The sequence below is a fragment of the Pseudomonas sp. JL2 genome (assembly GCF_031570495.1).
GTDB lineage: Bacteria > Pseudomonadota > Gammaproteobacteria > Pseudomonadales > Pseudomonadaceae > Aquipseudomonas > Aquipseudomonas rhizophila.
This window is the reverse complement of sequence record NZ_JAKUDH010000018.1, coordinates 90390-112981: the sequence shown is the minus strand read 5'-3', so window position 1 is coordinate 112981 and position 22592 is coordinate 90390. Positions and strand designations below refer to the sequence as shown.

General features: G+C 60.5%; 17 protein-coding genes, 5 tRNA genes and 2 pseudogenes. 7 read left to right on the top strand and 17 right to left on the bottom strand.

Going from position 1 to position 22592, the window contains the following annotated elements:
* Nucleotides 1-145: 145 nt before the first annotated feature.
* Nucleotides 146-790, bottom strand: coding sequence for a 3-isopropylmalate dehydratase small subunit (leuD, locus tag MKS85_RS21135; protein ID WP_047229245.1), 645 nt, complete (start codon nucleotides 788-790; stop codon nucleotides 146-148).
* A gap of 11 nt (nucleotides 791-801) precedes the next feature.
* Nucleotides 802-2220 carry a 3-isopropylmalate dehydratase large subunit gene (gene leuC, locus MKS85_RS21130; RefSeq protein WP_188251364.1) on the bottom strand — a complete coding sequence of 473 codons (1419 nt, stop codon included), beginning with the start codon at nucleotides 2218-2220 and terminating at the stop codon, nucleotides 802-804.
* 155 nt (nucleotides 2221-2375) lie between these two features.
* On the opposite strand from leuC, the gene MKS85_RS21125 reads away from it, so the two are divergent.
* Together MKS85_RS21125 and MKS85_RS21120 are read left to right on the top strand one after the other, a co-directional pair.
* Nucleotides 2376-3266, top strand: coding sequence for a LysR family transcriptional regulator (locus MKS85_RS21125; protein ID WP_047229247.1), 891 nt, complete (start codon nucleotides 2376-2378; stop codon nucleotides 3264-3266).
* A gap of 69 nt (nucleotides 3267-3335) precedes the next feature.
* Nucleotides 3336-6614: an EAL domain-containing protein gene (locus MKS85_RS21120; protein ID WP_047229248.1), complete on the top strand. Its 3279-nt coding sequence runs from the start codon at nucleotides 3336-3338 to the stop codon at nucleotides 6612-6614.
* 75 nt (nucleotides 6615-6689) lie between these two features.
* On the opposite strand, the gene MKS85_RS21115 is transcribed toward MKS85_RS21120, so the two are convergent.
* The 11 genes and pseudogenes from MKS85_RS21115 to uvrB form a co-directional block, all read right to left on the bottom strand.
* A complete protein-coding gene (locus MKS85_RS21115) occupies nucleotides 6690-7142 on the bottom strand; it encodes an Hsp20 family protein (RefSeq protein WP_047229249.1) in 453 nt (150 codons plus the stop codon).
* 120 nt (nucleotides 7143-7262) lie between these two features.
* Entirely contained in the window at nucleotides 7263-8222 is a 960-nt protein-coding gene (locus MKS85_RS21110) for a tRNA-dihydrouridine synthase (RefSeq protein ID WP_047229250.1), read from the bottom strand.
* A gap of 246 nt (nucleotides 8223-8468) precedes the next feature.
* Nucleotides 8469-8918 carry a thioesterase family protein gene (locus MKS85_RS21105; RefSeq protein WP_047229251.1) on the bottom strand — a complete coding sequence of 150 codons (450 nt, stop codon included), beginning with the start codon at nucleotides 8916-8918 and terminating at the stop codon, nucleotides 8469-8471.
* Nucleotides 8919-9003: 85 nt separating this feature from the next.
* Nucleotides 9004-9837, bottom strand: a pseudogene (locus MKS85_RS21100) (alpha/beta fold hydrolase).
* Nucleotides 9838-9865: 28 nt separating this feature from the next.
* On the bottom strand, nucleotides 9866-10405 hold the full coding sequence (locus tag MKS85_RS21095; protein WP_188251366.1) for a TetR/AcrR family transcriptional regulator: 540 nt from the start codon (nucleotides 10403-10405) through the stop codon (nucleotides 9866-9868).
* 180 nt (nucleotides 10406-10585) lie between these two features.
* Nucleotides 10586-10661: transfer RNA gene (locus MKS85_RS21090), tRNA-Glu, on the bottom strand.
* Nucleotides 10662-10736: 75 nt separating this feature from the next.
* Nucleotides 10737-10812, bottom strand: a tRNA-Ala gene (locus tag MKS85_RS21085).
* 53 nt (nucleotides 10813-10865) lie between these two features.
* Nucleotides 10866-10941: transfer RNA gene (locus MKS85_RS21080), tRNA-Glu, on the bottom strand.
* Between the two features lie 79 nt (nucleotides 10942-11020).
* Nucleotides 11021-11096, bottom strand: a tRNA-Ala gene (locus tag MKS85_RS21075).
* Nucleotides 11097-11242: 146 nt separating this feature from the next.
* On the bottom strand, nucleotides 11243-12724 hold the full coding sequence (gene gltX / locus MKS85_RS21070; RefSeq protein ID WP_047229254.1) for a glutamate--tRNA ligase: 1482 nt from the start codon (nucleotides 12722-12724) through the stop codon (nucleotides 11243-11245).
* A 231-nt stretch (nucleotides 12725-12955) separates the two neighbouring features.
* Nucleotides 12956-14971 (bottom strand): excinuclease ABC subunit UvrB, encoded by a 2016-nt coding sequence (uvrB, locus tag MKS85_RS21065; RefSeq protein WP_076383911.1) that lies wholly within the window; start codon nucleotides 14969-14971, stop codon nucleotides 12956-12958.
* 332 nt (nucleotides 14972-15303) lie between these two features.
* On the opposite strand from uvrB, the gene MKS85_RS21060 reads away from it, so the two are divergent.
* Nucleotides 15304-16500 (top strand): amino acid aminotransferase, encoded by a 1197-nt coding sequence (locus MKS85_RS21060; RefSeq protein ID WP_188251367.1) that lies wholly within the window; start codon nucleotides 15304-15306, stop codon nucleotides 16498-16500.
* Between the two features lie 212 nt (nucleotides 16501-16712).
* Here MKS85_RS21060 and MKS85_RS21055 read toward each other — a convergent pair whose 3' ends face one another.
* Complete coding sequence (locus MKS85_RS21055) at nucleotides 16713-16940, bottom strand: hypothetical protein (protein ID WP_047229257.1); 228 nt, start codon at nucleotides 16938-16940, stop codon at nucleotides 16713-16715.
* 234 nt (nucleotides 16941-17174) lie between these two features.
* Here MKS85_RS21055 and MKS85_RS21050 point away from each other — a divergent pair.
* From MKS85_RS21050 to MKS85_RS21040, 3 genes are all read left to right on the top strand, one after another.
* Nucleotides 17175-17250, top strand: a tRNA-Asn gene (locus MKS85_RS21050).
* A 245-nt stretch (nucleotides 17251-17495) separates the two neighbouring features.
* Nucleotides 17496-17690 (top strand): hypothetical protein, encoded by a 195-nt coding sequence (locus MKS85_RS21045; RefSeq protein WP_047229259.1) that lies wholly within the window; start codon nucleotides 17496-17498, stop codon nucleotides 17688-17690.
* A gap of 88 nt (nucleotides 17691-17778) precedes the next feature.
* Nucleotides 17779-17961 (top strand): hypothetical protein, encoded by a 183-nt coding sequence (locus MKS85_RS21040; RefSeq protein WP_188251368.1) that lies wholly within the window; start codon nucleotides 17779-17781, stop codon nucleotides 17959-17961.
* Here MKS85_RS21040 and MKS85_RS21035 read toward each other — a convergent pair.
* Nucleotides 17958-19019, bottom strand: a complete 1062-nt coding sequence (locus tag MKS85_RS21035; protein ID WP_047229261.1) for an AI-2E family transporter — start codon at nucleotides 19017-19019, stop codon at nucleotides 17958-17960. The genes MKS85_RS21040 and MKS85_RS21035 overlap by 4 nt on opposite strands.
* A gap of 146 nt (nucleotides 19020-19165) precedes the next feature.
* Here MKS85_RS21035 and yegQ point away from each other — a divergent pair, with 146 nt between their 5' ends.
* Nucleotides 19166-20491, top strand: coding sequence for a tRNA 5-hydroxyuridine modification protein YegQ (yegQ, locus tag MKS85_RS21030; RefSeq protein ID WP_076386590.1), 1326 nt, complete (start codon nucleotides 19166-19168; stop codon nucleotides 20489-20491).
* Between the two features lie 269 nt (nucleotides 20492-20760).
* On the opposite strand, the gene MKS85_RS29030 is transcribed toward yegQ, so the two are convergent.
* On the bottom strand, nucleotides 20761-21516 hold the full coding sequence (locus tag MKS85_RS29030; RefSeq protein ID WP_373685067.1) for a methyl-accepting chemotaxis protein: 756 nt from the start codon (nucleotides 21514-21516) through the stop codon (nucleotides 20761-20763).
* A 102-nt stretch (nucleotides 21517-21618) separates the two neighbouring features.
* A pseudogene (locus tag MKS85_RS29025) lies at nucleotides 21619-22440 on the bottom strand (cache domain-containing protein); the annotation flags it as partial.
* Nucleotides 22441-22592: the final 152 nt, after the last annotated feature.

The following is a 22592-nucleotide window of genomic DNA, read 5'->3' as shown; positions in this document are numbered from 1 at the left end:
ATGTCCTTATGGTTTTTTATTGCCTGGGCGGACCCCATCGCGAGCAAGCTCGCTCCCACAGGGGATTTATGGTGTTCACAAAACACCTATGGGAGCGAGCTTGCTCGCGAAGGGGCCAGCACTGACGACATCAATCTCAGATCAATCAAGCATCCCGAAACAACCAAGGCTGGCTCGCCCGGTGCTTGGCCTCGAACGTGGCAATCGCCTCGCCGTCCTGCAAGGTCAGGCCGATGTCGTCCAGACCGTTGAGCAGGCAGTGCTTACGGAATGCATCGATCTCGAAACGCAACACCTTGCCGTCAGGACGGGTCACGGTCTGGGCCGCCAGGTCGATCTGCAGTTGATAGCCGGGGTTGGCCTCGACCTGCTGGAACAACTCATCGACTTCAGCGTCGCTCAGGATGATCGGCAACAAGCCGTTCTTGAAGCTGTTGTTGAAGAAGATGTCGGCGTAGCTCGGCGCAATGATGCTGCGAAAGCCGTACTCTTCAAGGGCCCATGGCGCGTGTTCGCGACTGGAGCCGCAGCCGAAGTTTTCGCGGGCCAGCAACACGCTGGCGCCTTGGTAACGTTCGGCGTTGAGGACGAAATCCTTGTTCAACGGGCGCTTGGAGTTGTCCTGGTACGGCTGGCCCACATCCAGGTAGCGCCACTCGTCAAACAGGTTCGGGCCGAAGCCGGTGCGCTTGATCGACTTCAAAAACTGCTTGGGGATGATCTGGTCGGTGTCGACGTTGGCACGATCCAAAGGCGCGACAAGACCAGTGTGCTGGGTAAAAGCTTTCATGCTGCGCTCCTTCAGATCAATTCACGGACGTCGACGAAACGGCCGTTGACGGCGGCGGCGGCGGCCATGGCCGGGCTGACCAGATGCGTACGGCCACCGGCGCCCTGACGGCCTTCGAAGTTACGGTTGGAGGTGGAGGCGCAATGCTCGCCCGACTCCAAACGGTCCGGGTTCATCGCCAGGCACATCGAGCACCCAGGCTCACGCCATTCGAAACCGGCCTCGAGGAAAATCTTGTCCAGACCTTCGGCTTCCGCCTGGGCCTTCACCAGGCCCGAGCCTGGCACCACGATGGCCTGCTTGATGGTCGAGGCGACTTTGCGGCCCTTGGCGATCACCGCCGCTGCGCGCAGGTCTTCGATCCGCGAGTTGGTGCAGGAGCCAATGAACACACGGTCCAGCTGAATGTCGGTGATCGCCTGGTTGGCGCTCAAACCCATGTATTTCAGGGCGCGGACGATGGAGTCTCGCTTGACCAGATCCATCTCCTTGGCAGGATCGGGCACGTTCTGGTCCACGGCTAGGACCATTTCCGGGGAAGTGCCCCAGCTGACTTGCGGCTTGATTTGCGTCGCGTCGAGTTCGACCACGGTGTCGAACTTCGCGTCGGCATCGGAAACCAGGTCTTTCCAGGCTTGCACCGCCATGTCCCACTCGGCGCCCTTGGGGGCGAACGGACGGCCCTTGACGTACTCCACGGTTTTTTCATCGGCGGCCACCAGCCCGACACGAGCGCCGGCTTCGATGGACATGTTGCAGATGGTCATGCGCCCTTCCACGGACAAATCGCGGATGGCGCTGCCGGCGAACTCGATGGCATGGCCGTTACCACCGGCGGTGCCGATCTTGCCGATCACGGCCAGGACGATGTCCTTGGCAGTCACGCCAAACGGCAGCTTGCCCTCGACGCGCACCAGCATGTTTTTCATTTTCTTGGCGACCAGGCACTGGGTAGCGAGCACGTGCTCGACCTCGGAGGTGCCGATGCCGTGGGCCAAGGCGCCAAACGCACCATGGGTGGAGGTGTGGGAGTCGCCGCAGACCACGGTCATGCCGGGCAAGGTCGCGCCCTGCTCCGGGCCAATGACGTGGACGATACCCTGGCGCACGTCATTCATCTTGAATTCAACGATGCCGTATTCGTCACAGTTATCGTCAAGGGTCTGCACCTGCAAGCGCGACACCTGATCGGCAATGGCTTCGATGCCGCCCTTGCGCTCCGGTGTGGTCGGCACGTTGTGGTCCGGGGTCGCGATATTGGCATCGATGCGCCACGGCTTGCGCCCGGCCAGACGCAGGCCTTCGAAGGCTTGCGGCGAAGTCACTTCGTGGATGATGTGACGGTCGATGTAGATCAGCGCCGAACCATCGTCGCGCTGCTTGACCAAATGCGAATCCCAGAGCTTGTCGTAGAGCGTTTTGCCGGCCATCAGACGGTTCCTCATCAGCTTGTTTCTATGCCCTGGGTCTTGGTGAATCAATAACCCCTTGGCTTGTGAGGCTGATCTTATGAGGCTACATTAAATAACTCAAATTCATATTTTTCATGCTTTGCATAACCATTTGGAATTCGACCAGGACGCCCATGGACCTCGCCAGCCTTAACGCCTTTATCGCCATCGCCGAGACCGGCAGTTTCTCCGGCGCCGGTGAACGCCTGCACCTGACCCAGCCGGCCATCAGCAAGCGTATCGCCGGGCTGGAGCAACAGCTCAAAGTGCGTCTGTTCGATCGGCTCGGTCGAGAAGTCGGCCTGACCGAGGCTGGCCGAGCCCTTCTGCCACGGGCCTATCAGATTCTGAACGTGCTGGATGACACCCGCCGCGCCCTGACCAACCTGACCGGCGAAGTGACCGGACGCCTGACGCTCGCCACCAGCCACCATATCGGCCTGCATCGGCTGCCACCTCTATTGAGGGAGTTCACCCGACGCTACCCTGAGGTGGCGCTGGATATTCAGTTCCTCGATTCGGAAGTGGCCTACGAAGAAATTCTCCACGGCCGGGCGGAGCTGGCGGTCATCACCCTGGCCCCGGAACCGCACACGCTGGTACGCGCCACGCCGGTGTGGGACGACCCCCTGGATTTCGTGGTGGCGCCGGAACACGCGCTGTTGGACAACGGCCCGGTCAGCCTGGCAGACATCGCCTTGCATCCGGCGGTTTTCCCCGGCGGCAATACCTTTACCCACCACATTGTTCAACGCCTGTTCGAAGCCCAGGGCCTGACGCCGAACATCGCCATGAGCACGAATTATCTGGAAACCATAAAAATGATGGTCTCCATCGGCCTGGCCTGGAGCGTCCTGCCGCGCACCATGCTCGATGAACAGGTGGCACGCATTCCTTTGCCGGGCATACAGCTCAGTCGCCAGCTAGGCTATATCTTGCACACCGAACGGACGCTGTCGAATGCTGCACGGGCTTTCATGTCCTTACTGGACGCACAAATCGATCTGCCAGGGAAAAGGGCATAGGTTGTGCTACTCCTATAGAGCCGAAACGCCTGCGCTCAACGCCCAAAATTGCCCAAGGCTCGCGAGATAATGCCCAAGTCCGCTGACCAGTTCCCGCCCCTGCCGCGCATTCAGGCGCTAGACCCGAAACGGTCCGAGCAAAGCTGGGACAGCGCCCCCCAGTTGCTGGCCGCCTTGAACGGCGCGCGCCTGGGAGCCTGGTCGTGGGACATTGATACCGGGCGGATCAGTTGGTCACGGGGCACCCAGGCGCTGTTCGGCTTCGATCCGCGCCAGCCATTGCCGGCGGATGTGGACTATCTGGACCTGTTGCTCCCCCAAGACCGAGCAAAGGCCATCCGCGCCTTTCATGCGGCTGTGGCCGGTGCGCCGCTGGAACAGGCCATGCACCATCGCATCGTCTGGCCCGACGGCAGCCTGCACTGGCTGGAAATCAACGGCAGCGTATTACCCGACAAACACGGCCGCCCGCGGATGATCGGAGTAATCCGGGAGATCACGCACCAGCGCGAACGGGAGCAGGCACTGCGCAACTCGGAAAAACGCTTCGCCACGCTCTTTCACCTATGTCCGAATATGGTGTTGCTGACCCGCCAGGAAGACGGGCTGATCATCGAGGCCAACCAGTATTTCGAAAGTCTGTTTGGCTGGCCGCTGCACGACATCATCGGCCGCACGACGCTGGAACTGGGCCTATGGGTCGACCCCGGACAGCGGGCAAAACTGGTGGAGATCATCAAGGCCAACGGCGAAATGGCGAGCATGGAGGTGGAACTGCAGGCCAGCAATGGTCAGATCCACAGCGGCCTGCTCAGCGCCCAGAAGGTCGAGCTGGAAGGCCAACCTTATCTGCTGAGCACCTTCCTCGATACCACCGAACGCAAACTCGCCGAACAGGCCCTCAAGGACAGCCAGGAACGCCTTGATCTGGCCCTCGATTCGGCGCAACTGGGCACCTGGGACTGGCATATTCCCAGCGGCATGCTCTACGGCTCGGCCCGGGCGGCGCAGTTGCATGGCCTGGAGCCCAAGCCGTTCCACGAGTCGTTCGATGCGTTTTTCGAAGGGGTGCCCGATGACGAGCGCAACAACATGCGCAACGCCTACCGCAGCCTGCGGGAAGGCCCGGCGGGGAATTATCAACTGACCTACCGCGTACAAATGCCGGACGGCAGCGCCCGATACCTGGAAAGCCGCGCACGTCTCTATCGCAATGACGACGGCAGCCCGCTGCGCATGGCCGGTACCTTGCTGGACATCACTGACCAGGTAGAACGCGAACAGAGCCTGGCGGCGTCGGAAGAAAAATTCGCCACCCTGTTCCAGGTCAGCCCCGACCCGATCTGCGTAACTCATCAGGATAGTGGCCGGTTCCTCGAAATCAATTCCAGCTTCACCCAGACCTTCGGCTGGTCAGCCACCGACGTGATCGGCCTGAGCGCCGACGAAATCGGCCTGTGGGACGCCTCGGGGAGCAGCCTGCAACGCATCGAAAGGGTGATACGCGAGCGCTCCCTGAACAACGTGGCCGTCGTCGTCCACCATAAAAACGGCCAGCCGCTGACATGCGTGATTTCCAGTCGCCAGATCAACGTCGGCAACCAGCCCTGCATTGTCACCACCCTGCGGGATATCTCCCAGCAGCAGCGCTCTGAAGCGGCCCTCAAGGCCAGCGAGGAGAAATTCGCCAAGGCTTTCCATTCCAGCCCTGACGCCATCACCATCACCGAACGCGACAGCGGCCGCTACCTCGAAGTCAATGACGGCTTCTGCCGCCTGACCGGCTACCGCGCCGACGAAGTGATCGGGCATACGGTCTACGAGGTCGGTATCTGGGCCGAAGAAAAACAACGCATGGCGCTACTGGCCGAACTGGAGCTCAAGGGCCGGGTGCATCACCAGGAAATGCTCGGGCGCAATAAACGCGGAGAGATCCTCACGGTGGAGGTCTCGGTCGAACCCATCATGCTCAATGAAACGGCCTGTCTGCTGCTGACCGCCCGGGACGTGAGCCTGTTGCGCAATGCCGAAGCACAGATCCGCCACCTGGCCTATCACGATCCGCTGACCAACCTGCCCAACCGCGCCTTACTGATGGATCGGCTGAGCCAGCAGATCGCCTTGCTCAAGCGCCATAACCTGCGGGGCGCCCTGCTGTTTCTGGACCTGGACCACTTCAAGCACATCAACGACTCCCTGGGCCACCCGGTGGGCGACACGGTGCTGAAAATCATCACCGCACGCCTGGAAGCCAGCGTGCGCCTGGAAGACACCGTGGCGAGGCTGGGCGGCGACGAATTCGTGGTGCTGCTCAGCGGCTTGGAAGGCACCCGCAGCGCAGTCAGCCAACAGGTACAGAACCTGGCCGACACTCTGCGCGAATTACTGTCGGAGCCGATGTTTCTCGATGGCCAACGGTTGCAGGTCACGCCGAGCATCGGCATGGCGCTGATTCCCGACCATGGCTCTACCCCCACCGACCTGCTCAAGCGCGCCGACATTGCGCTGTACCGCGCCAAGGATTCGGGGCGCAACACCTCGCAGATGTTCCACACCACCATGCAAAAAGCCGCCAGCGAACGGCTGCGCATGGAAACCGACCTGCGCCAGGCCTTGGCTCGCGGGGAGTTCAGCGTACATTTCCAACCTCAGGTCGACGCCCGGGACAACCGCATCATCGGCGCCGAAACGCTGGTGCGCTGGCATCACCCCGAATTGGGCGCCCAATCACCGAATGAATTCATCAAAGTGCTGGAGGACAGCGGGCTGATCCTGGAAGTTGGCACCTGGATTCTCGATGAAGCCTGCAACGGCTTCAAACAACTGATCGCCAAGGGCAAGATCGATCCGCTGCAATTCAGCCTGTGCGTGAATATCAGCCCACGGCAGTTCCGCCAGAGCGACTTCGTCGAGCGCATCGAAAGCTGCCTCGCCACCTATGGCCTGCCTTACGCCATGCTCAAGCTGGAAATCACCGAGGGCATCGTGATCCAGAACCTGGACGACACCATCGCCAAGATGCGTCGCCTGAAAAAATTGGGGGTGAGCTTCGCCATGGACGATTTCGGGACCGGTTATTCGTCGCTGACCTACCTCAAACGTCTGCCGGTGGACACCTTGAAAATCGATCAGTCATTCGTGCGCGACGCCACCAGCGACCCCAACGATACCGAAATCATCCGCGCCATCGTCGCCATGGCCCGCAGCCTTGAGCTGGAGGTGATCGCCGAAGGTGTCGAGACCCCGGAACAACTGAGTTTCCTGCAGGGGCTGGGTTGCCATTTGTACCAGGGCTACCTGCACAGTCGGCCGTTGCCGCTAGACGCGTTTGAGCGACTGTTGCCCTGACAAAGGAGCCCGCAATGAGGGCTCCACAAATGAAAAAGGGCGCCAATGGCGCCCTTCTTCATTAGTTGCGATGCATCAGTTTTGCAGCGCGGGTTGTTGCTGCGCCCCGTTGATCGGGATGCGCTTGGCTTTCGCCTCTTCCGGGATCACTCGCAACAGGTCGATGCTCAACAGACCGTTGCTCAGGCCGGCGGATTTGATCTCGATATGATCGGCCAACCGGAAGGACAGCTTGAACGCACGCTGGGCGATACCCTGGTGCAGGTAGGTCACGCTGTCGTTGCTCGCTTCGCGCTTACCACCGCTGATGGTCAGCACACCTTTTTCCACTTGCAGGTCCAGGTCGTCTTCCTGGAATCCGGCGGCGGCAACCACGATGCGATACTCGTCATCGCCATGTTTTTCCACGTTGTAGGGTGGATAGCTACTGCCTGGTTCGTTGCGCAAGGCGGTTTCGAACAGGTCGTTGAAACGGTCGAAGCCCACCGAGGAACGGAACAGAGGGGCCAGGGAAAATGCAGTACTCATGATTCAAATCTCCTGAAAAGTTCAGCAAGGTTTTTTGTCTCCGCGACCCGAATTCGGCATCGCGTAATCCCTATCTAGGGACCGCCAAAAACTTTTCAAGAGGTTGTTTTGAAATTTTTTTCAGGCCGCTTCGGTGCGCTGCACGCCGAGCAAATGGCCTACCGCGTCCAGGTCGGTTTCCCGGCGCAGGGCGGTAAACAGCTCCACCGCTTCGGGATAATTGCGAGTCAGCATCGCCAGCCACTGCTTCAACCGGCCGGGCGCCTGGCGTGGGGTCAATTGCTCGACCACCTGCACCCAGAAGTCCTGGAGCATCGGTTGCAATTCGGCCCAGGACAGCTCGATCACCTCTTCACCGGCCCTGGCCGCAGCGATCTGCCGGGCCAGATCAGGACGGGAAACGAGGCCGCGGCCGAGCATGATGTCTTCCACGCCGCTGATCTCGCGGCACCGGCGCCAGTCTTCAACGCTCCAGATATCGCCGTTGGCGAATACCGGGACCTTGACCACCTCCTGAACCCGTGGGATCCACTCCCAGTGGGCCGGTGGTTTATAGCCGTCGGTCTTGGTCCGTGCATGCACCACAATGTGCGCCGCGCCACCTTCGGCCAATGCCGTGGCACAGACCAACGCCCCATCCGGGCTGTCGAAACCCAGGCGCATCTTGGCGGTAACGGGAATGTGCCTGGGCACCGCGCGGCGCACGTGCTCGACAATTTCGTTGAGCAGCTCCGGCTCTTTGAGCAACACCGCCCCACCCCGTGATTTATTCACAGTCTTGGCCGGACAGCCGAAGTTCAGGTCGATAACCTGCGAACCCAGCTCGCAGGCCAATGCGGCGTTCTCCGCCAGGCACACCGGATCGGAACCCAGCAATTGCACCCGCAGCGGTACGCCGGCAGCGGTCCGGGCACCGGTCAGCAGCTCAGGGGCAAGCTTGTGGAAATAGGCCGGTGTGAGCAGACGGTCATTGATGCGAATGAACTCGGTCACGCACCAGTCGATACCGCCAACACGGGTCAGAACGTCCCGCAGGATGTTGTCAACCAACCCCTCCATGGGCGCCAGGGCAATTTGCATGGAAAAACACACTCAACGAAAAACGTGCGGCAGTTTACCGGATTTTGCCCACAACATCGGAATTCACCACCAATCCCCTGTGGGAGCGGGCTTGCTCGCGATAGCGCTGGGTCAGCTTGCATTGATACCGAATGTGCGGCCGTCATCGCGAGCAAGCTCGGCTCCCACACTGGATCCCGCGTGTTCACAGATTCTGCATCCACCACAGATCCCTGTGGGAGCGAGCTTGCTCGCGATAGCGCTGGGTCAGTCTATGAGAATGCCGGATGTCATCAGCGCAGGACCATAACCCTCGATGAACTCCGGTGGCATGCGCTTGGGCCTGCCAGTGGACAGTTCGATGCAAACAAAGGTGGTCTGGGCGCGCAGCAACGTGGTGTTGTCACTGGGGCGAATCAGCTGGAAATGCCGATTCATCTTCAATCGCTGATCCCAGTCGACGATCCAGGTAGCCAGTTGCAGCTCGTCACCTTCGTAGGCCGCCGCCAGGTAATCGATCTCATGACGCACAACCGCCATGGCCCGGTCCAGCCGCCGATACTCCACCAGATCCAGCCCCAGGCGCTGGGAATGGCGCCAGGCACAGCGCTCAAGCCAGGTGACGTATACCGCGTTATTGGCGTGGCCCAGCCCGTCGATGTCTTCGGCATTTACTTGAAGATCAATAATGAACGGCGTTGCCCGATCCCAGCCCATGCCCCTCTCCCGGTCGAATTTGGTGGGGGCCAGTGTAACGGATCCGAGCTTGACCGCCATCGCGGCCAAGCCTTGCTCCCACAGATCAAGCCGATTGCCGTGCTTGCAGACTGCGCCCGGCCAGCAGGGATAACACGCCATCAATGACGCGAGGATCGGCCAGCACCCGCTGGTGGCCGCCCTGCGGCAAGCGCAGCAAGCGGCTGTCGAACCAGGCTTCGTGAATCAGTTGCGATTCCTTGACCGAAACGAAGGTGTCGTCCTCGGCATGGACAATCAGCCCGGGCACGTCCAGCTGGTAATGGGCGACATCCATCCTCGAAGCCGGCATGCCCACATCGTTTTCCACTTGGCGAATGAAGGCCGATCGCGCCTTGGGCGGCAGCCCCATCATCCGGGCGAACCCACGCAGCACGCCAAGAATGCGCGCAGGCGCTGCAATGCTGACCAGAGTCTCGGTCCGCAACCCCAGCTGAACCGCGAGCATGGCACTGGCACCACCCATGGAATGCCCAACCACGGCTTGCAGCGGCGGTAACTCCGCCGCGGCTTCGAGCATGGCCCTGGCGAACAGCAGGACATTGGCCTCGCGTCCAGGTGAACGACCATGGGCCGGGCCGTCCAGCGCCACCACCGTCTAGCCAGCACCTACCAGCGCCGTGATCAGCGCGGCAAATTGCGTGGGTCGCCCTTCCCAGCCATGCATCAACAAGACAGTCGGGCCTTTGCCCCAGCGCAAGGCGGACAGACCGAAGCGTAAGGTGATGCGCTCGGAGGTCGCCAGCAATGGCAACTCCCAATCCCTTGGCGGCAAGTCCCGGGGACGCATGAACAGCGATCGCATCTTCTTCGCCACCAGGCCCGGGGCCACCCATCCCAGCGTGCCATTGACGCCACGAATCCAGCTAAACCTGTTCATCGCTCATCTCCAGGGCTTGCGCCTTAGCTCATCGCACCGCCGACTTGGCAGCGCGCAGCAACCGATCCGATAACTCTCCCGGGCCCAACGCTCGTGCCAAGGCCAGGCCGCCGACCATCAGGGCAATGTCCGCCAAGGCCTTGTCGGCGTCTTCCGGGCTGGCCGCCAACTGCGCAACCATCAGCTCAATATGCTCATTGAGCACCTCACGAAACTCATCCGGCAGCCGCCCGAGCTCGCCGACCGATGCCGGGATCGGGCAGGCCAGATCGGTGGAATCACGGTGCTTGCGCGACAGGTAGAACGCCGCCGCCAGGGTTCGCCGCTCCTCACCGGTCAGCTCGGCATCCATCTCGGCGATCAGACCGCGACGCTGGCTGAGCAGTTGCTTGAATGCCTCCAGCATCAAGGCATCCTTGCTTTCGAAGTGGGCATAGAAGCCGCCCACTGTCAGCCCGGCGGCGCCCATCACCTCGCCGACACTCGGCTCGGCCGGCCCCCGCTGAATCAGCGCAGCACTGGCGGCCTTGAGTATGCGTTCGCGGGTTTGCGCTTTTTTATCGCTCATCGTTACCTCCGAATATTACGACTGAAATATTATCCATGTAATAATTTTCCGCAAGCGGAAATTTTGACCGCTGGTCAGAAGCATCGTTAAAGGAATTGAAGATTGGCCGAACGCCAGACAAACAAAAGGGCCATTCAAGAATTGAATGACCCTTATAAAATCCCGCAGAGCGGGTAATCGTGGCGTCCCCTAGGGGACTCGAACCCCTGTTACCGCCGTGAAAGGGCGGTGTCCTAGGCCACTAGACGAAGGGGACACAAACCTTCTAACTTGATCAGCGCTGAGAACTGATCGATTCAAGGCCGGTGTGGCCAAACCTTGAACCTGTAATTGGTGGAGCTAGACGGGATCGAACCGTCGACCTCTTGCATGCCATGCAAGCGCTCTCCCAGCTGAGCTATAGCCCCGGATTTTTCGCCTCGCGGCGGAGCGACCTCTTGCAACATCGCTTCTGTAAAACTGGCGTCCCCTAGGGGACTCGAACCCCTGTTACCGCCGTGAAAGGGCGGTGTCCTAGGCCACTAGACGAAGGGGACGCAAACCCTTCTATACAACTGATCAACGCTGAGTGTTGATCGCTTCAAGACCGGTGTGGCCAGGCCTTGAAGTGTAAATTGGTGGAGCTAGACGGGATCGAACCGTCGACCTCTTGCATGCCATGCAAGCGCTCTCCCAGCTGAGCTATAGCCCCTCATCGCTGAGGACGGGGCGAATCTTAAGGGCGTATCCGAGGGCTGTCAAATTTATTTTCAACAAATTTGAAAGTTTTTTGCCGGGATAACAATCACTTACCGACAAACCCCGGAAAACCGGGGTATGTCCTGCCTCATCGAGCACTCAGGCAATCGCGCCCAGCAGTTTTTCCCACTCCTTGTTCTCCTTCTTCGACACACCACCGAGCAGATCGATGGCCTGGCGCAGACGGAAACGGGTCAGGTCCGGGCCAAGGATCTCCATGGCATCGAGCACCGACACCGAGCTGGCCTGGCCAGTAATGGCGGCGAACATCAGCGGCATGGCATCACGCAGTTTCAGCTCCAGCGATTCGACCACGGCCTGGATGGTCGCGGTGATGCTGTCCTTTTCCCACTGACGCAGACTTTCGAGCTTCCACAGGATCAGTTGCATCAATTGGCGCACTTGATCACCGGAAAGCTTCTTGGACTCGAACAGCTTCGCATCCGGGGTCACGCCGCCGGCAAAGAAGAAGCCGGCCAGAGGGGCGATCTGGCTGAACGTCTCCACCCTGCCCTGCACATGGGGAGCGATTTTCATCATGTACTCAGGGTTGAATGCCCACTTCTGTACACGCGCAGCAAACTCCTCCACCGGCAGGTCACGCAACCACTGACCGTTGAGCCAGGAGAGTTTCTCGACATCGAAGATCGGCCCCCCCAGCGACACCCGCGACAGGTCGAAGTGCTCGACCATTTCCTGCAGCGAGAACTTCTCGCGCTCGTCCGGCATCGACCAGCCCATGCGCCCCAGGTAGTTGAGCATCGCCTCAGGCATGAAGCCCATGCGTTCGTAGAAGGTCACCGACGTTGGGTTCTTGCGCTTGGACAGTTTGCTCTTGTCCGGGTTACGCAGCAGTGGCATGTAGCACAGCTGCGGTTGTTCCCAACCGAAGTATTCGTACAGCAGGATCAGTTTCGGCGCCGACGGCAGCCACTCTTCACCGCGCAGGACGTGGGTGATGCCCATCAGGTGATCGTCGACCACGTTCGCCAGGAAATACGTCGGCAGGCCGTCGGTCTTCATCAGCACTTGCATGTCCATGCGATCCCACGGGATCTCGACATCGCCGCGCAGCATGTCCGGCACCACGCAGACGCCTTCGGTCGGCACCTTCATGCGGATCACATGGGGCTCACCGGCGGCCAGGCGACGGGCGACTTCTTCCTTGGACAGCAGCAGCGCGCGGCCGTCGTAGCGTGGGGTCTCGCCGCGAGCGATCTGCTCGGCGCGCATCTGGTCCAGCTCTTCGGCGGTACAGAAGCACGGGAAGGCGTGCCCCATGTCTACCAGTTGCTGGCAGTACTGCTGATAGATGTCACCGCGCTCGCTCTGGCGGTAAGGACCGTGCGGGCCGCCAACGTCCGGACCTTCGCTCCAGTCGATGCCCAGCCAGCGCAGGGCGTCGAAGATCTGCTGTTCGGACTCGCGGGTCGAACGCAGCTGGTCGGTGTCCTCGATCCGCAGGATGAACTCACCGCCGTGCTGCTTGGCAAAGCAATAGTTGAACAAAGCGATGTAAGCGGTGCCGACATGGGGATCGCCAGTGGGCGAAGGCGCGATGCGGGTGCGGACGGTGGTCATGGCATGTCTCGGAAAGAATATAAAAGCGAAGATGAAACAGGGGGCGAATGGTAACAGGCGATGGTGGGCGGGCTCCAGTGAGAGGGGGATTTGTGTGGCACCTGTCAGACCGAGGCACCTTCAATCGCGAGCAGGCTCGCTCCCACAGGGAACCAAGTTGTCCGGACTGGACGCGGTCCATTGTGGGAGCGAGCCTGCTCGCGATAAGGCCATTACCGTGGCCACACAACCTCAGACAGTCAGCAACCGCTCGCGCAGCTTGCCAATCTCGTCACGCAACTGCGCAGCCGCTTCGAACTCCAGGTCCCGGGCCAGCTGGTACATTTTTTCTTCCAACTGACGGATACGCTTGCTGATTTCGCTCGGCGAGCGCAGTTCGGCTTCGTAACGGGCGCTCTCTTCGGCGGCCTTGGCCATGCCCTTGCGCTTCTTGCTGCGCGAGCCGGGCACAGTGGCGCCTTCCATGATGTCGGCGACGTCCTTGAACACCCCTTTTGGCGTGATGCCATTGGCCAGGTTGAAGGCAATCTGTTTATCGCGACGACGCTCGGTCTCGCCGATAGCCCGTTCCATGGAACCGGTGATGCGATCGGCATAAAGAATCGCCCGGCCGTTGAGGTTACGCGCCGCCCGACCGATGGTCTGGATCAACGAACGCTCGGAGCGCAGGAAACCTTCCTTGTCGGCGTCCAGAATCGCCACCAGTGACACCTCCGGCATGTCCAGACCTTCGCGCAGCAGGTTGATCCCCACCAGCACGTCGAACGTACCCAGGCGCAGGTCGCGGATGATCTCGACCCGCTCCACCGTGTCGATGTCCGAGTGCAGGTAGCGCACCCGCACACCGTGGTCGGCCAGATAATCAGTCAAGTCTTCGGCCATGCGCTTGGTCAGCGTGGTGACCAGCACCCGCTCCTCCACTGCCACACGCTTGGAGATTTCCGAGAGCAGATCATCGACCTGAGTCAGCGCCGGGCGCACTTCAACCTGCGGATCGACCAGCCCGGTGGGCCGTACCACCTGCTCGACCACCCGGCCGGCATGCTCGGCCTCGTAGTTGCCTGGGGTGGCGGAGACAAAAATCGTCTGCGGACTCACACTTTCCCATTCGTCAAAACGCATCGGCCGGTTATCCAGGGCCGAAGGCAGACGGAAGCCGTATTCCACCAGGGTTTCCTTGCGGGACCGGTCGCCTTTGTACATGGCGCCGACCTGGGGCACGCTGACGTGGGATTCGTCGATCACCAGCAAGGCATCGGCCGGCAGATAGTCATACAACGTAGGCGGTGGCGCGCCCGCCGGGCGACCCGACAGGTAGCGCGAGTAGTTTTCGATGCCGTTGCAGTAACCCAGCTCCAGGATCATCTCCAGGTCGAATCGGGTCCGCTGCTCCAGCCGCTGGGCTTCCACCAGTTTGTTGTTCGACCGCAAGTATTCCAGGCGCTCCTGCAATTCAACCTTGATCCCCTCGATAGCGCCCAGCAGGGTTTCCCGGGGCGTAACGTAGTGGCTCTTGGGGTAGAAGGTGAAGCGCGGCAGCTTGCGGATCACCTCGCCGGTCAGCGGATCGAACGCCGAAAGACTCTCCACTTCGTCATCGAACAGCTCGATGCGGATCGCCTCCAGGTCCGATTCCGCCGGGTAGATGTCGATCACGTCGCCACGGACCCGGAACGTTGCCCGGGCGAAATCCATGTCGTTGCGGGTGTATTGCAGGTCCGCCAGGCGGCGCAGCAAGGCTCGCTGGTCGAGCTTGTCGCCACGATCAACGTGCAAGACCATCTTCAGGTACGTTTCCGGGCTACCCAGACCATAGATGCAAGACACCGTGGTGACGATGATCGCGTCCTTGCGTTCGAGCAATGCCTTAGTGGCCGAGAGCCGCATCTGTTCGATGTGATCGTTGATCGAAGCATCCTTCTCGATGAAGGTGTCCGAAGACGGTACGTAGGCTTCGGGTTGGTAGTAGTCGTAATAGGAGACGAAGTACTCCACCGCGTTGTTGGGGAAAAACGCCTTGAACTCGCCATACAGCTGCGCCGCCAGGGTCTTGTTCGGTGCCAGCACCAGGGTCGGGCGCTGCACCTGGGCAATCACGTTGGCGATGCTGAAAGTCTTGCCCGAGCCTGTCACACCGAGCAGCGTCTGGTGCGCCAGTCCGGCCTCGATGCCTTCGACCATCAGGCGAATGGCTTCCGGCTGGTCGCCGGCGGGCTGGAATCGGGTGACTAGCTGGAATTCAGACATAACATAACCTCTGGGTTCACCCCTGTCGGCCAGCCAACAGGAACGAGAAAGACCGAAACGACTGATGTCGCCCGAGGAAAAAACTGGGATGCATACAATGTGGAGGTGAATGCCTTCGCTTTCAAGACGAACGTCCTACACGCCTTGAAGTCTTTGACGCCGCCAGGGGACTAACGGTCGAAAAAAAACGAAAATACTTGCCTTAAAAACCGAATCGCCTGTCGCCGCGCCCGGTGATGGCCTCTATACTAGCTCCCCGTTTGTGCACCGCTCTAGTGCATTCGGCTGGAGCGCTACACGTCCCCTCACACTCCATTCAGAGCCGCGCAATAATGAGCCTGTTTTCCGCTGTCGAATTGGCACCACGCGACCCCATCCTGGGCCTCAACGAAGCATTCAACGCCGACACCCGTACCAATAAGGTCAACTTGGGCGTGGGTGTTTACTGCAACGAGGAGGGGCGCATTCCACTTCTGCGCGCCGTTGTCGAAGCCGAGACGATCCGCGTGGCCCAACACGTTTCCCGTGGTTACCTGCCGATCGACGGCATTGCCGCCTACGACCAGGCGGTCCAGACCCTGCTGTTCGGCAAGAACTCGCCGCTGATCGCCTCCGGCCGCGTCATCACCACCCAGGCCGTGGGCGGCACTGGCGCACTGAAGATCGGCGCCGACTTCCTCAAGCAACTGCTGCCTGACGCCGTCGTGGCCATCAGCGATCCAAGCTGGGAAAACCACCGCGCGCTGTTCGAAACTGCCGGTTTCCCGGTGCAGAACTACCGCTACTACGACGCCGCTACCCATGACGTGAACCGCAACGGCCTGCTGGAAGACCTCAACGCCCTGCCCGACCGCTCGATCGTCGTGCTGCACGCCTGCTGCCATAACCCCACCGGCGTGGACCTGAGCCCGCAAGACTGGAAAAACGTACTGGACGTGGTCAAGGCCAAGAACCACGTTCCATTTTTGGACATGGCTTATCAGGGCTTTGGCGACGGTATCGACGAAGACGCCGCCGCCGTGCGCCTGTTCGCCGAGTCGGGCCTGACTTTCTTTGCGTCCAGCTCGTTCTCCAAATCGTTCTCCCTGTACGGCGAGCGCGTTGGCGCCCTGTCGATCGTCAGCGAATCGAAAGAGGAAAGTGCCCGGGTACTGTCCCAGGTCAAGCGCGTGATCCGCACCAACTACTCCAACCCGCCGACCCACGGCGCCAGTATTGTCGCAGCCGTGCTCAACAGCCCGGAACTGCGGGCCCAATGGGAAGCGGAACTGGCCGAAATGCGTCTGCGGATTCGCGGCATGCGCAACCAGATGGTGGATATGCTGGCTAAAGCCGCTCCGCACCGGGATTTCAGCTTCGTCGCACGCCAGCGCGGGATGTTTTCCTACTCCGGCCTGACCGTTGAACAAGTGACGCGCCTGCGCAACGAGTTCGGCATCTATGCCCTGGACACCGGCCGCATCTGCGTGGCCGCACTGAACCAGAACAACATCGATGCGGTGACCAAGGCGATTGTTCAGGTGATCTGAAGGCCGCCGGGATGAAAAAAGGGAAGCCAAGGCTTCCCTTTTTTTGCGTTCACGCTGACCCCGTGGCGAGGGAGCTTGCTCCCGCTGGGCTGCGAAGCAGCCCTAAAGCCAGCCACCTCGGTGTGTCAGACTGATTGACTCAAGCATTTCCTAGGGCTGCTGCGCAGCCCAGCGGGAGCAAGCTCCCTCGCCACAAAAGCAACTCGTCGAAATTACAGCTCCGTCGCCCGCTGACTCGCAGCATCGTCGTAGATCACATACAACGACTCGGCAATCTGACTCTTGATGGCCTTGGTGCTTTCCAGCCCCAGGACAAAACCCTCGGCCTTGCCACCGGCACGGTTCAATTCGTCAGCGGTGCTGGCCTGGGTGATGGCATCGTAGAGTTTCTCCGCGTGCGGTCCCACGCCCTTGGGCAAGCTGATCTGGGCGGTGCTCATAGGCGCACCTCAGTGTGGTTGCCTGTGTGAAGCGGTAACAGATGATTCATGGCGCAAACCTTTGTTTGGCGAATGGCCGGCAGCGCGTCCAGCCACTTCCGGGGGACCATGGTAGCCCTCTCCTGCCGTTGCGGTAACCGCCAATCGCCGATTAATCGCCAACGGACCTGAGGAATGTGCCGGCCGGCAAGAGAAGCTTGACTTCTCTTTTCCAATCAGTAACATACGCGTCATTCCGCGATAGCTCAGTTGGTAGAGCAAGTGACTGTTAATCACTGGGTCCCTGGTTCGAGTCCAGGTCGTGGAGCCAGACAGCAGCAGATCAAGCCCCTGAATCGAAAGATTCAGGGGCTTTTTTGTGGGCGAAAGAAAGGGCTGATTGATTGAAAAGGCTTGCCGATGTCGCTGGCGGAACAATCAGTCAGGCCCGAACAGGCATCATGGTCTGAATCCTGCTTGAATTTGCCAGGCCCGACCGTCACGTGCACGTCATGAGGACGTCGCAAACTGGCGTTGTCCGCCAACAAACATCTCCATAACAACAAGGACGAAGACATGCCCACGCAACACCCGCACCGCAACAATGATCTGTGTACCTCCAGCAAGGTGTACACCGCGCTGACTGAACTCAAGCACCTGGAAGGCCACCGCAGCGCCAAATTCCTTTCGCTGCTGACGCAACACCTGGTGCGCAAGGGCTTGCTCAACGAGCAGGAAGTGGTGCACATGCTCGATCTGGTCGTCGATTGAGCAGCATCGATTCCTACTATTGAAGCGGTTGATTTTTCCTCCCCCCTGCTGAGTCGTAAGGTAACTCCATCGATTGATGGAGGTTCCCATGCCCAAGGTTCAAATCATGTCTGTCATTGGCAGCGCCGTGCCCACCCCACTCAAGGAGCGTGGTCTGTTGGCCTGCTGGTATCTGGTGCAGGACGGCGTCACTATCAGCGGTCCGCTGACTTCTCTGCCCGCCGCCCAAGCCCTGTCACAACGCATCGGCCCTTATCTGCTGACCGCCTAGGGCAACCGCACCCGCGGCTTGCTTTCGACGAACAGCGCCCAACACGACATGAACAGCGCGGCGATCAGCGGGCCGATCACAAATCCGTTCAGCCCGAACACCGCCAGCCCGCCCAACGTCGAGACCAGGACCATGTAGTCGGGCATCTTCGTATCCTTGCCCACCAGGATGGGGCGCAGGAAATTGTCCACCAGGCCAATGACGAATATCCCGAACAGGGTCAATACCACGCCCTGCCAGATGGCCCCGGAGAGCAGGAAATACACTGCCACCGGCGCCCAGACCAGGCCCGCGCCCACCGCCGGCAACAGCGACAGAAAGGCCATCAGCACCGCCCAGAGCAACACCGTGGGAATCCCCAGGATCCAGAAAATCAGCCCACCCAACGCCCCTTGGGTGATGGCCACCAGCAGGTTTCCCTTCACGGTCGCTCGCACCACACGGTTGAACTTCAACTGCAGGCGACGTTTCTGGTACTCCGCCAGGGGAACGGCGGTACGGACCTTGCGCACCAGCTCAGGGCCGTCACGCAGGAAAAAGAACAACAGATAAATCATGACGAAGAAGCTCACCAGGAACTGAAACGTGCCCTGGCCGAAGCTGAACGCCTGGGTGGCGAAGAATTGGCTGCCTTGCATCGCGCCTTTGACGATCCGCTCTCGCAGCCCGTTCAGGTTACCCAGGCCAAAACGGTCGAGCAGGTTCTGGAAGTAAGGCGGCAAGGCATCCCGGAAGCGGGCCAGGTAATCGGCAATGTCCAACTCTCCGCTTTCCAGGCTCTTGTACAACGCCGCCCCTTCCTGGACCAGCAACGTACTGATGACGATCACCGGCAAGATCGCGATCACCACGCAAATACTCAATGTAAGTAACGAAGTGAGGTTGCGCTGCCAGCCGAGTTTCAGTTGCAGGCGGCGCTGCATCGGGGCAAAGACAATCCCCAGGATCACTGCCCAGAACACGGCGCCATAAAACGGCAGGAGGATCCAGATGAAAGCGATGGTGACCAGAATCAACATCAGCATCTGGGACTTGTCTTGCAGGGTCTTTCGGTTCATTTCTTTTCCATATCCTTGGCGCGATAAACGTTAGTCAGCCAGGATTCGCCGGAGTGCCTTTCCCTTTGCATCCGGTGTTGATCCAGATCAATTGCACGGTACCCGTCGTGGCGTACTCTCGGCGCTTTTTGCGATCCGACGCCACCATGCCCTTCGTTGCCCCCGAACTGCTCGCCCCTGCCGGCACCCTGAAAAACATGCGTTATGCCTTCGCCTACGGCGCCGACGCGGTGTACGCCGGCCAACCGCGCTACAGCCTGCGTGTGCGTAACAACGAGTTCGACCACGCCAACCTGGCCTTGGGCATTGGCGAGGCCCAGGCCATGGGCAAGCGCTTCTATGTGGTGGTGAACATAGCGCCCCACAACGCCAAGCTGCGCACCTTCCTCAAAGACCTGGAGCCTGTGATTGCCATGGCACCGGACGCGCTGATCATGTCCGACCCCGGCTTGATCATGCTGGTGCGCCGGCATTTCCCGCAGATGCCGATTCATCTGTCGGTGCAGGCCAACACCGTGAACTGGGCCAGCGTCGAGTTCTGGCAACAGCAGGGCTTGAGCCGCATCATCCTGTCCCGGGAGCTGTCCTTGGAGGAGATCGCCGAAATCCGTGAGCAGGTGCCGGCCATGGAACTGGAAGTGTTCGTTCACGGGGCGCTGTGCATGGCCTATTCCGGACGTTGCCTGCTGTCGGGCTATTTGAACCGGCGCGACGCCAACCAGGGCAGTTGCACCAACGCCTGTCGCTGGAAATATTCGGCGCAACCGGCGCAGGAAAACGCGGTGGGCGATATCGTGCAGACCTGGCCAGCCGAACCGACCCTGGGCCTCGGCGCGCCCACCGACCAAGTGTTTCTGCTTCAGGAAGCGAACCGCCCGGAGGAATCGATGCCGGCCTTCGAGGATGAGCACGGCACCTACATCATGAACGCCAAGGATCTGCGGGCCGTGCAACACGTGGAGCGGCTTGCCCGCATGGGCGTGCATTCCTTGAAGATCGAAGGGCGGACCAAGTCGCACTTTTATTGCGCACGCACCACCCAGGTCTATCGCCGGGCGATCGACGACGCCGTGGCCGGCCGGGAGTTTGACCGCAGCCTGATGACCGACCTCGAGTCCCTGGCCCAGCGCGGCTACACCGAGGGTTTTCTACGCCGGCATGTTCATGATGAGTACCAGAACTATCAGAACGGCAGCTCAGTGTCGGAGCGCCAGCAGTTCGTCGGTGAATTGACCGGCCAGCGGCGCGAGCGTCTGGCCGAAGTCCGGGTCAAGAACCGCTTTGGCCTGGGCGATCACATGGAATTGATGACCCCCAAGGGCAACTTTCACTTCGACCTGCATCAACTGCAGAACGTCAACGGCCAGGGCATCGACGTGGCACCGGGAGACGGGCATGTGGTGTACGTGCCGATTCCGGATGCGGTGGATTTGCGGTTTGGGTTGTTGATGCGGGATGTGCGAGAAGCGTAGCACCTGCACGGCCTCCCCAATCATGCAGACACCGCCAAACAATTGTGGGAGCGAGCCTGCTCGCGATAGCGCCTTCACAGTCAACATCGTTATTGACTGATCTACCGCCATCGCGAGCAGGCTCGCTCCCACAAGGTCGTGTTTGCCTGCGTCCGGCAAGAACTGCCGAAGGCTGCGATCCTCCTTTCCCGATAGGGCCCGGTTGCCCAGGCGAAACATCCGGATCGAGCACGAAAGATCGCAGCCTTCGGCAGCTCCTGCTGCACGACTCAGATGCGGAACTGCCCCACCAGTTTGCCCAGGCGTTGGCCCAGATCGGCCAGGCTGCGGGAGGTCTGGGCACCGAGTTGAGTTTCGTCGGCGACGCTGTCCACCGCCACGGCGATCTGGTGCACGCTGCGGTTGATTTCCTCGGCCACGGCGGTCTGTTCTTCAGCAGCGCTGGCGATCTGGGCGTTCATCGAATTGATGGTGCCGATCAACTGCGCCATGGTGTCCAGGGACGCCCCGGCCTCATTGGCCTGCACCGACGTGCCATCGCCCGCTTCGCTGGAGCGGCGCATCGCTTCTACCGCTGCGTGGGTGCCCGACTGCAGACGATCAATCATGCCCTGGATTTCCTGGGTACTTTGTTGAGTCCGACTGGCCAGGGCCCGCACTTCATCAGCCACCACGGCAAAACCGCGACCCGCTTCCCCGGCGCGAGCGGCCTCAATGGCGGCGTTCAGCGCCAACAGGTTGGTCTGCTCGGCGATCGAGCGAATCACCCCCAGCACGCTGACAATCGAAGCCACGTCCTGTTGCAAACTGTCCAGGGACAGGCCGCTGCTGCGAATATCGCTCACCAGTGCATGAATCTGCTGGATACTGCCGGCCACCACACGCTTGGCCGACTGGCCTTCTTCGTCGGTCTGCTGGGCCGCGACAGCGGCACCCTGGGCACTGCGAGCCACTTCCTGGGCGGCCGAAGACATCTCGTTGATCGCCGTGGCGACCTGGTCGGTTTCGTGACGCTGACGCTCCATGGCCTGCTCGGAGCGCTGTGCCTGCTCGGAAACCTGCGCCACCAGCCCAGTCAGCTGCGAGGTCATTTCGGTGATCTGCCGGACCAGACCGTGGATCTTGTCGACAAAACGGTTGAACGAGCCGGCCAGTTGGCCGAGTTCGTCCTGGCTGGTGATCGCCAGGCGGCGAGTCAGGTCGCCCTCGCCCGCCGCGATGTCATCGAGGTTGTCTTTCATCAGGTGCAGCGGCCGCAGGATGGCATTGGCCAGCAACATGCCCACCACCGCAATCACCAGCAATACCACCACAGCAATGCCCACGATGCTCAGCAGAACGCCTTGCAGACGTTCTTGAACCTTGGCCTCAACCAGTGCTACCTGAGCTTCAATGCCGTCCAGGTTGACCGAGCTGCCGACCGCCATGTCCCACTTGGGCAAGTAGTCGGTGTAGCCGAGCTTTGGCACCAGTTCCTTGCTGTTTGGCAGTGGCGAGCTGTATTCCAGATAGTGGGTTCCGTCCTTGGCGACTTTCACCAGGTCACGGTTGACATAGACACCGTTGGGATCGCGGTTGTCCTTGAAGTTTTTGCCCACACCGTCGGGGCTGTTGGCCTTGAAGAGACGAACAGTTTCGGAGTCGTAACCGAAGAAATAGCCGTCCTTGCCGTAGGTGACGTTCGACAGCAGCTTGATAGCCTCGGCCCGCGCGGCGTTATCCCCCGGCGCCGACGCGTCGTACAACGGCTTGATGGCAGTAAGCCCCACCGCGACGTAATTCTGCAGGGTGGCCTTAGCGTCGCTGAGCAAGCGCTCGCGGGTTTGCTGAACCTCTTTGCCGGCCTGCTCCTTCAGAATGAAAGCCGTGGTCAGGCTGATAATAGCGGCGGATAGCAATACAGGCAGTATTGCCAAGGACAGAACTTTAGCCTTCAGGCTCAGGCGCATACTGTTCACTCTTATCGGTTTTATGGCGTGGTTAACTGTGTTAACGGCACGGCACGGGAAAACTGTAGGACAAGGTGAAGGGCTTGCGCCGAGTGGTCAGCTAAAGAGGTGCTGGATTTTGGGGGCCTTATCGCGAGCAGGCTCGCTCTCAC